A 9,600-nucleotide genomic window follows, 5' to 3' on the forward strand; every position below is an offset into this window, starting at 1 on the left:
ATCGGTTCCGTTTTTCCATAGCTTCATTATAACTTATTTTTCACTCTCCCGTGTCTCAACCTATGGGAGCATTATAGATTGTCCAAGCCGTATGATGTTTCACCTCGCCCGGGAACCATTTATGACGGAGGCGCGGCGGCTTCGCTCCCTGTCACTTGTTGAAAAATCTTTCCTTCCTTTATATGGTCGACGAATGTTTGCAGCCATTGGTAATACTGCTCCGCATGCACGAGCTTGTGCAAATCCTTTAGTGCTTGCCGTCGAACTTCCTCAGGCGTGTCGATGTGAAGAATGAGCTCTTTCAAACCGGGTGTCGTTTCATCGATCGCGGTCATCATCACTTGAATTTCCCGCTGCAGCTTGGTTGCAAAAAAATTTTGAAAAGCGGTAAAAAAGTTACCCTCCGCCTGATACAGATCTTTACGCTCCTGTTTATTCTCCAGCTTTTGAACCATCTTCGTATCGAGCAGCACTCTGACTGCATAGCTCATATTGCTCTTGCTCATTCCCATGACATCCTTCATATCCTCAAGCGTCATGGGCGCTTCCTCAAAAAATAAAATGCCGTACAATTTCCCCGCTGAATGGGTGACCCCGTATAAATCCATCGTATCGGCAATCGCATCTATTACTTTTCCTCTGAGTGCAAGCTGATTTTTCAAGGCGGATACTTCCTGCTCCGACATGGCGATCCCTCTTTCAGAACGTTTGCGTTCAAAAAATATTGTCGTTTACTTTATTATAAAGGGTCTTGGCCGCTGCCACCAAATTAACTTATTCTTTACCTCCAGTTAATCTGTATCTTACATTCTCCAGAGATAATGAAAGTACAATATTTTTTGAATGATATACGAAAAAACGGATAAAATCGCCTTTTACTATTGTGCTTACAAAATAATTTGAACATAAGGAGTAGAGAGATGAAACGATGGAGGAAATTCGGCGAGCCGCTAGCCATCCTGTACCTTTTACCCGCCCTCATTCCGTTGACGGCATTCTGGTTTATACCGATGGGTTACGTCGTCTACCTTAGCATGATGGAATGGGATTTCATGAGTCCGGAAAAGCTGTTCGTCGGCTTCGACAATTATACGGCACTGCTGGAAAATCCCGATTTTTATCGTTCGCTGCGCGTGACCTTCACCTTTGCCGCCGGAACGATTGTGCCGACCATGATCGGCGGTTTGCTGCTGGCGCTTCTGCTTCACGGGAAGCTGGCTGGCTCCCCCATGTACCGGGCAATTCTTTTCTCGCCATGGGTGACGCCGACCGTTGCGGTATCGATTGTCTGGTCGTGGATTTTCGAGCCGCGCGTCGGGTTGGCCAACAGCTTGCTTTCGGGTTTCGTGCCGGGCGGCTTGCCTTGGCTGCAGAGTGAGACATGGGCCATGGCGGCGGTCATTATCGTTACGTTCTGGAAGGGTGTCGGTTGGACTATGGTTTTCTACCTCGTGGCGCTGCAGTCCGTTCCGATTGAATTGCAGGAAGCGTCCCGTCTGGATGGTTCAAACCGGTTTCAGACCTTTTATCGGGTGACACTGCCGCTAATATCGCCGATCACGTTTTTCCTATCGATCGTCCTAGTCATCGATTCGCTGCAGGCATACGACCAGATCAATATATTGACGCAAGGCGGACCGGCCGGCTCGACCCGAACGATTCTCTACTTTTTCTATCAGGCGGCTTTCGAACGTTTTCAAGTTGGCGAAGCTTCGGCAGTGATCGTCGTGCTTGTGCTGCTTTGCGTCACGTTCTCGCTTGTATCCATCTGGATTTCCCGCAAAAAAGTTCATTATTTAGCTTAAGTCATGGAGGTTCCTCGTATGAAGTCAGGTTTCGGCGTTCTCGTCGCGATGCGTCATCTGGTTCTGCTTGCTTTTAGCTTTGTTATCGCTTTTCCGTTCTTGTGGATGCTGACAAGCGCATTGAAAACAAACGAGGAGATATGGAAGTTCCCGCCCGTACTCTGGCCGGACAACCCGATGTGGGGCAATTTCGTCGAAGCGTGGAACGCTGCGCCTTTCGGACATTATTTGTTCAACAGCGTGTTCGTCGCCTCGGCGATCGTGCTTATTCAAATCGTCAATTCGTCGATGATGGCCTATGCACTTACACATATGAAATTCATATTCCGCAATTCACTTATGGCCGTCATCCTGATCACGTATATGCTGCCGGCAGCGGCAACGTATTTGCCAGGCTACATCATTTTATCGGAGTTGCAATTGCTCGACACTTACGCGGGATTGATCGTTTCCAACAGTGTCAGCGTGTTTGCGATCTTCCTGATCAGACAGGCGTTTATGCAACTGCCGAAGGAACTTGTTGAAGCGGCAAAAATAGACGGTGCTTCGCACTGGCGCATTCTCTGGGGGATACTTATTCCGCTTTCCAAGTCCACATTCGTGGTGATGTCGATCCTTTCGTTTATTTCCCAATATAACAATTACTTCTGGCCGATGCTGATTACCAAGAACCCGGATCTTAGCCTGATTTCCGTCGGGCTGCGCTCTTTCTTCATTGAAGGCGGGGCTTACGGGCTGAAATGGCCACTCATTATGGCGAGCAGTTCCTTCGCAATCCTGCCGCTTATTGTGCTATTCATTTGCGCGCAAAAATGGATAATGGGGGGGGTGAACAACGCGTTCGGGGTAAATAAAGGTTGATTGTGCCATACACATGTACCAACAAGTAAATGTAGAAAGAACAACAGGAGGAATGGAGAAATGTTTGCTTCGCATAGAAAACCGTCAACAACATTATCGCTTCTAGTCGTCGTATTGAGCTTTATACTCGTATTGGCCAGCGCATGCTCCAAAGCGGATGAGACTGGCAAGGGAACGCAGGATCAATCGAAGAATAGCGAGCAGACAAAGTCAGCGGCGAAGCCGGTAGAAATCGAATTCTGGTATGGACTTGGCGGCAAGCTGGGCGACAACATGAAATCGTTGATCGATAAATTTAACCAATCGCAAAACGAAGTGATCGTAAAGCCAATCGTACAAGGCAACTATTCGGAAACGTCGCAAAAGCTGCAAGCCGCAATCGCATCCAAGAAAGTGCCGGCAGTGGCGCTAAGCTTCAACCCGGACTGGGCAAAGAAAGGGTATTATGCCCAGCTTGATGAATTACTTACAGGCGAGCCTTCCATCAAGCCGGACGACTACGTCCAGGCATTCTGGAAATCGGGCCAAGTGGACGGCAAGCAGTACGCTATCCCGATGTACGGTTCGACTCAAGTTCTCTACTACCGCAAAGACATGCTTGAGAAAGCAGGCATCAAGCCGGAACAGTTGAGAACATGGGAAGGGCTGGCCGAGGCCGCCAAACAGCTGACGGTGCGCGAAGGCGATCAAGTGAAGGTTTACGGTTGGGAACCGATGTGGGGTTCAGGCAATATGATCGACTCTACCTACAGTCACGGCGGCAAAATAATTAGCGACGACGGCAAAGAGGTATTGATTGACAGCAAGGTGTGGGTCGATACGTGGGAATCGTTCCGCAAATGGATTCATGAAGACAAGATAATGCGCATTCATTCCGGCGGACAAGGCTGGGAGTATTGGTATAAAACCATTGATGACGTGATGCAGGGGCGCGCCGCAGGATATACCGGATCGAGCGGAGACCAGGGAGATCTGGATTTCAGCAAAATAGCGGCGTATCCGCAGCCTGCATGGGAAGGATTTGAAACAAAGGCTGCGGCGGGTGGTTCCAAAGCGGTCATATTTGCCGATGTTCCGCAGGAGCAGCAAAAAGCGGCGATGAAATGGCTGGCTTTCTTCACCAGCCCGGAAAACTCCGCAAGCTGGTCGATGAATACCGGTTACATTGCCGTCCGCAATTCTTCGCTTGAAGATCCGGCCTTTAAAGCGTACAGCGAAAAAAATCCGCAAAGCCAAGTACCGCTCCAACAAGCGATGAAGTCTTCGGTAGAATTCGTTGATCCAACCGGCGGCAAAATCTTCGACGCTTTGAATATAGCGGCAGATAAAGTACAGATCGAAAATGTGCCGGCAGCAGTCGCTCTGAAAGAAGCGAAGGAAAAAGCGCAGAAAGCCCTGGATCAAGCATTGGGAGGTAAGTAGCATGCAGGAAACGATTCGTTATACCGCTACTGAAGGCGAATTAAGGCCGATATTTACACACGTATTCCAAGTGGAGGAAGCAGCGGATTGGCTTGTGCTGAACGTGAAGCCGAATTCCAAGTACGGGTATGTATATGTGCTCGATCCGCTCGGTCGGATGCGCATCCACTATTTGACCAAAGGCAGTGAAACGACGCTGACGGTCGGCGTTTCCGCCGCCGATTCCAGCTGCGGTTCGGTTCCGGGGGAAATCCCCCCCGGTTTCTGGACCTTGTTGTATACAGGAACCTGGAAGGAGTCCCCTTCATACGAAATGTATATTCAGACGGGAACAGACGAAATGGTCCAGGAGAGCAGCGTTTACCGGAACAGTGGGAACGTCTGGACGGACATCTCCTCATCGGAGCCCGCCGCCGCTTTGCACCTGTCGAAGTATGACTGGAACCGGGTTTACCACGAGGGACTGCGTTGGTACAAAGGCGACTTCCACATGCATACGCAACTGTCCGACGGTAAGCAAACAGCGCAGCAGCTTAACGATTCGGCTTTATCGCGCGGGCTCGATTTTATAACGGTAACCGAACATAATCTGATGACGACGGGATGGCCGGAATCCCCGTTAATGGTTATCCCCGGCATCGAAGTCACCTCAACCAAAGGCCATTATAACGTGCTCGGCATCCGCCAATGGATCGATCTGGCAGGAGACGGAAGCGGCCGTCCAGACAAGGTGAACGATCAAGCGTTAGCGCTGGAGAGCGAGAACGGCATAGATCGAATATTAGCTCATTCCCGGCAGCAGGGCGCCGTCTGCAGCTTGAACCATCCGCTGCTTGCGCCGTGGGATTGGCAGTACGGTGGCATAAGGCTTGATCGTTTCGACGTGATCGAGCTATGGAACGATCCGACATATCCGGGTAACGAAGAAGCGACGGAACGGGCGCTCCGGATGTGGGATATGCTGTGGAAGCACGGACGCTTGCTCTGGGGTATCGGCGGGAGCGATACGCATAATTTGCCGCACGAAAGCTATACGGAAGGCGGCCCGCCATCGATCGTCGGAGACCCGATGACCTGTGTGCTTGCGTCGGAATGTTCTCCGCATACCATCTTAGAAGGAATCCGCAAGGGGCGCTGCTACGTGACGCGGGGACCAATTCTCGAACCGAAGGTCGTTTGCGGAGACCGCACTTATTTGCCGGGCGAGCAAGTGGACTTGGATATGCAGCAGTCCGCATCGGAAGCGACGGTTCGTCTGGAGTACGAACTGAAGATCCAGAACGCTCCGGAAGGGAGCCTCATCTATTGGATTGAAAACGGCGAGACCCGCATGATCCAGCCTTGCGACGGGAGCAGCATGTACAAGTATGCGATGTTCTGGAAGCCAGACGGATTTCATTGGATTCGCGCCGAAGTCAGGGATGCGGACAAGCGTTTGCTCGCAATCGTGAACCCTGTATATTCAGGAAGCGCGGTTCCGTCCGTGACGTACTGGTCGGAATTAATGGAGCTTCTTGGATATTAATTGTGTGTTTGGTCATGTCTTGGCTGGCCGATCGGACACATTCTATTTGAAGGGAGCAGGAACGGTTTGGTTACGCTGAAAGTACAAAACAGGGAAGTTCAGCTCAACGGAATTTTGTTTGACAAGGACGGAACACTGCTTGATTTTATGCATCTGTGGGGAAAATGGGCACAGCTTCTGTTCGACGCGATGAATGATTATTTGTCCATGTACGGGCAGGAGCTTGCGCCCGGCTTCCTGGGCGCAGTCCGGGATTCGCAAGGAACCGTCACCGGCTGCGACCCCAGAGGGCCGCTTGCAATGGCATCCATGGATGAAGTCACAGCGATCGCTGCGGCAAGATTGTATGAGGCCGGCATTCCATGGAACGATTCGATCAGGCTGACGCGCCAATTTCGCGAACAAGCGGATATCCATCTTGAGAGAGAACAACCGGCGAAGGCAATGCCGGGCCTTGCGGCTTTTCTGCAACAGTGCAGCGCGCACAAGCTCGCTATGGCCGTCATAACGTCCGACACGACTTCGTCCGCCCGCAAGCATTTGCAGTGGCTTGGGATGCACAATCATTTCCATCAAGTCATCGGACATGAACAGGTTGAGTTCGGCAAGCCCCATCCCGAAATGATCGAGGCATCGTGCGCGAGAATGGGGCTTGTGCCGTCGGAAACGGTGATGATTGGCGACTCGAACGGAGACATGCAGATGGGAAAGCAGGCAGGCGTTGCGCTTACCATCGGAATCTACTCTAACGAAGAGGGGAAAGCAGCGCTTGCGGAGGCGGATGTGCAAATCGCTTCCTACGATGAGTTGCAGCTTCAAGCTCTCGACAGATAAGCCTTGTGCAACATGGATTTGGCAGCTTGTATGGCGAAATGCTTGATTGGCTGTTGCCCGAGCGTATTTCGGCCAATACTTTTATCCGTCAAGTTATTAAAAATCCGGCAATAAATTTAATTATTTTATGCACATCATCACTCCCTAAATTATTTCAGGGTTGGTTGGGATTAACATTCACCAACCCTGAGAACAATTATATTACGGGATAGCTCATCTCGTAAATCCAAATTTAGGAATGGAAAAACTCATGGTCCAACCTAACCTAATCAGGATATTGGCCCCTCTTCTTTAGTTCCGTCTGGCCTCACGACGTATTGATGAACCTCTGTTCCCTGTACATATGAAACTGAATACAAATGAATCTTTTTGTTTTTCCACGCTATGAATAAATCAGCGCCTACCTTTCTCTCCTTCAGACCATCTTTATCGACTACATAATCAGGAAAAGGGGATTTATAGTCATCTTGCTTAAAGAAACGGTATAGCCAAAAGCTGTCACCCCCGTTTTCTAGATCTCCGTTATCCTCTACGTCGATGAACTTATCTCCAAATAATGATGTAACCTCTTCTTGCGTCATGCCTAATTTTAGACTACTTTTAATATAGTTTACCTGTTTTGATATTTTTTCATCACTTGCGATTGCTTCTTGCTTCACTGGTTCTTTTACATCCTTAGATGTTGGGACCGAAGTTTGACATGCCGAAGTTAACATGACAATGACTCCAAGAAACAAATAGTAAACTGATTTGAACATCGAAAATCTCCTTTCAATTCATGTTTGTCGTACCATTTATCAAAACTGTCCGATCATTTGGGCGGCACATTTACCTACAGTACCGCCCAACTCTGTAAGTTAATAAGTAAAAGACAAGACAACAAAAGGACAAAGAATGATGATGATGCCTAAGTAGGCAGGGATTGATTTCTCGGTAATCCGAAGTTTTTCAAATAGGTAGTTAATCAATCCGCAAGCCAAAGCAAGAATTGTCCATTTCCATACAGGGCTTGTAGATGAAAAAAAATCTGATAAAAATAATATTAAAGCTATACTTACCATAAAAAGGGGGTACCTTAATTTCACTTTAAAACATCTCCTTTATAAACAAAGTGAATTGTTGTAATATAATACCATATGTATAAAATTATAACTATCTCAATGGGAGAATAAAAGCAAAAGCTCTGGTAATCATCCCCAGAGCTTTTGCTTTTGAACTAAATATCCGTTGACAAGCCGTAAGCTTTCAGTACGTCTTTGGGAACCCTCGTACCCGTAGTAGTATATTGAACATTAATTGGCCTAGTAAATGTCCCATCCGAATATGTCACTAAACTATTGACATGCTCATAATAACCAAGATAGGAGTTCCATGAGATGCCAGTACGAATGCCGACATGGTGATAACTATGATCGCTCAAGTAAATAGCAATCCATCCTCCGATAGCACTAGTTGTACCGCCTGTCCAAGAGCCGCTAATGCCCGTCCGTTTAGCGATTACATCAAGCAAAATTTTGACAGAAGCAGCGATACCACCATTAATGTATCGGTTGTCATATGTGGTTTTTTCTTCACCAACGAGAGTGAACTACCCTCGTCGCCCGGAATACTAAAAGAAGGGCCAACCGACAAAGTTTTTGCTGGTGCTTCAGCAAACGAAGAAATTGGAGCCGCTACAGCACTTACGGCCATTGAAACAGCAAGAACCGATGTTACCATTTTCTTTTTCACAGTGGACATGGCTCCCTAAAAATTGTATGAACAATTCGTCGCGACCTCATCGTTCAAACATAATTTACATAAAATTACAAAATATGGGATAGAAATTTATATCTATTTTTAATTCGGCATTTACTTTAAATTGTATAAGTGATGACAGTGTCTACCAAAAATTAACTATACCCTGTAGGAATTTGTCGAATCGTTGCATCTCATCTAATAAATAGTTCATTATCAATTAATTGTGAAATCAAACATACCCTGCTATAATTAACCATCATATAAGTGATTAAAAGGAAGGTAAGTATTATGCTGGATATTAAATATAAAACCATCTCAGATATCATCTTCCAACAAAGAAAAGAGAGAAACTTGACATATTCGGGACTTGAAGAGCTAACAGGGGTAAGTCGAAGTGTACTGTATCGAATTGAGCGTGGAGAGACGAAACATCCTGAATTTAGAACTGTAAAAGCCATTGCCACAGTTTTTCCCGATCATTCAAAAGAAATAATGGAGTGCTACATTCAAGACGAGGAACGAATAGATGTTTTGTTTGAAATACTCAGCGAAATAGTTAATATAGAGGAGCACTCTTCTTTAGTGTCAATGGTCCCTTTGAAGATACTACAATCCCCACAAGGGGAGACGGAGGATAATTTACAGCGTTTGTATGATTTTGCTGGAAAGATAAGTGATTCTGCTTTAAAAGTGATCCTTTATAATGTGGTTGTAAAATATTCCAGAGAGCATGGGGTTATGAAATATTTAGCCAAAGGATTGCTACAAAAGCATTTAATCGAACGACTCAATTTAAAGCGATTGGAACAATCGTATCAAGACGGTAAGGAGATTTTAAACTACACTAATTTTTTATCTTCTGAGGAACAAATCACATTATATTTGAGAATGGGATTACTAGCTTTTGCGGTAAAAAAATATGAGGACTGTATCCAGTTTTGTCAGACCGGAATTGTCATGGAAAAGAAAGATACCGAATTAAAAGCAAGAGCGTACCTTGCCATGATCAACTCATATTCACAATCCAAAAACTATGATGAAGTGGAAAAGAGTTTAGATATTTTCGAAAAATTTAATTATGAATTTGTTTCAGAATCAGCGAAAATCACACGGGCCATAACAAAAGCGAGAAAAAAAGAATACCAAGTAGCCTTACCGTTACTTCAAAAATACTTGGATGAACTAAGTAGGAACTACAAGATACACATAGCAGACGAACTTTTTGAAATTTATTTTGAGATGGGCGATTTAATTGCATGTGAGGATTTATTAGAAAGAGAAGAAGATTTCTTACCAGTAAATACGAACAGTCCTCAAACATGCGAAGCCGTTAGGAACTCAACTTTCGCAGCATGAAATCGGCAAACAAGCCTTGATATAACTGGGCAAAGCGGCAATCCATTGCTGAAGTTG

9 protein-coding genes are annotated in these 9,600 nt (G+C 46.5%); 7 read left to right on the forward strand and 2 right to left on the reverse strand.

What is annotated here, in order from left to right:
- Positions 1-119: 119 nt before the first annotated feature.
- On the reverse strand, positions 120-686 hold the full coding sequence (locus tag NLX71_RS25420; RefSeq protein ID WP_254366574.1) for a GbsR/MarR family transcriptional regulator: 567 nt from the start codon (positions 684-686) through the stop codon (positions 120-122).
- Positions 687-920: 234 nt separating this feature from the next.
- Here NLX71_RS25420 and NLX71_RS25425 point away from each other — a divergent pair, with 234 nt between their 5' ends.
- The 5 genes from NLX71_RS25425 to NLX71_RS25445 all read left to right on the forward strand — a co-directional run bounded on the left by NLX71_RS25425 (position 921) and on the right by NLX71_RS25445 (position 6,447).
- The gene (locus tag NLX71_RS25425; RefSeq protein ID WP_254366575.1) at positions 921-1,805 is read left to right on the forward strand and encodes a carbohydrate ABC transporter permease; all 885 of its coding nucleotides are present in this window, start codon (positions 921-923) and stop codon (positions 1,803-1,805) included.
- An 18-nt stretch (positions 1,806-1,823) separates the two neighbouring features.
- Positions 1,824-2,666 carry a carbohydrate ABC transporter permease gene (locus tag NLX71_RS25430; RefSeq protein WP_254366576.1) on the forward strand — a complete coding sequence of 281 codons (843 nt, stop codon included), beginning with the start codon at positions 1,824-1,826 and terminating at the stop codon, positions 2,664-2,666.
- A 60-nt stretch (positions 2,667-2,726) separates the two neighbouring features.
- Positions 2,727-4,088 (forward strand): ABC transporter substrate-binding protein, encoded by a 1,362-nt coding sequence (locus NLX71_RS25435; protein WP_254366577.1) that lies wholly within the window; start codon positions 2,727-2,729, stop codon positions 4,086-4,088.
- Between the two features lies 1 nt (position 4,089).
- Positions 4,090-5,613, forward strand: coding sequence for a CehA/McbA family metallohydrolase (locus NLX71_RS25440; protein WP_254366578.1), 1,524 nt, complete (start codon positions 4,090-4,092; stop codon positions 5,611-5,613).
- A gap of 66 nt (positions 5,614-5,679) precedes the next feature.
- The gene (locus tag NLX71_RS25445) at positions 5,680-6,447 is read left to right on the forward strand and encodes an HAD family hydrolase (RefSeq protein WP_254366579.1); all 768 of its coding nucleotides are present in this window, start codon (positions 5,680-5,682) and stop codon (positions 6,445-6,447) included.
- A gap of 269 nt (positions 6,448-6,716) precedes the next feature.
- Here NLX71_RS25445 and NLX71_RS25450 read toward each other — a convergent pair whose 3' ends face one another.
- Positions 6,717-7,205, reverse strand: coding sequence for a hypothetical protein (locus tag NLX71_RS25450; RefSeq protein ID WP_254366580.1), 489 nt, complete (start codon positions 7,203-7,205; stop codon positions 6,717-6,719).
- 650 nt (positions 7,206-7,855) lie between these two features.
- On the opposite strand from NLX71_RS25450, the gene NLX71_RS25455 reads away from it, so the two are divergent.
- Together NLX71_RS25455 and NLX71_RS25460 are read left to right on the forward strand one after the other, a co-directional pair.
- Positions 7,856-8,197 carry a hypothetical protein gene (locus NLX71_RS25455; protein ID WP_254366581.1) on the forward strand — a complete coding sequence of 114 codons (342 nt, stop codon included), beginning with the start codon at positions 7,856-7,858 and terminating at the stop codon, positions 8,195-8,197.
- Between the two features lie 278 nt (positions 8,198-8,475).
- Entirely contained in the window at positions 8,476-9,543 is a 1,068-nt protein-coding gene (locus NLX71_RS25460; RefSeq protein WP_254366582.1) for a helix-turn-helix domain-containing protein, read from the forward strand.
- Positions 9,544-9,600: the final 57 nt, after the last annotated feature.

Source organism: Paenibacillus sp. MZ04-78.2 (assembly GCF_024213375.1).
Classification (GTDB): domain Bacteria; phylum Bacillota; class Bacilli; order Paenibacillales; family NBRC-103111; genus Paenibacillus_G.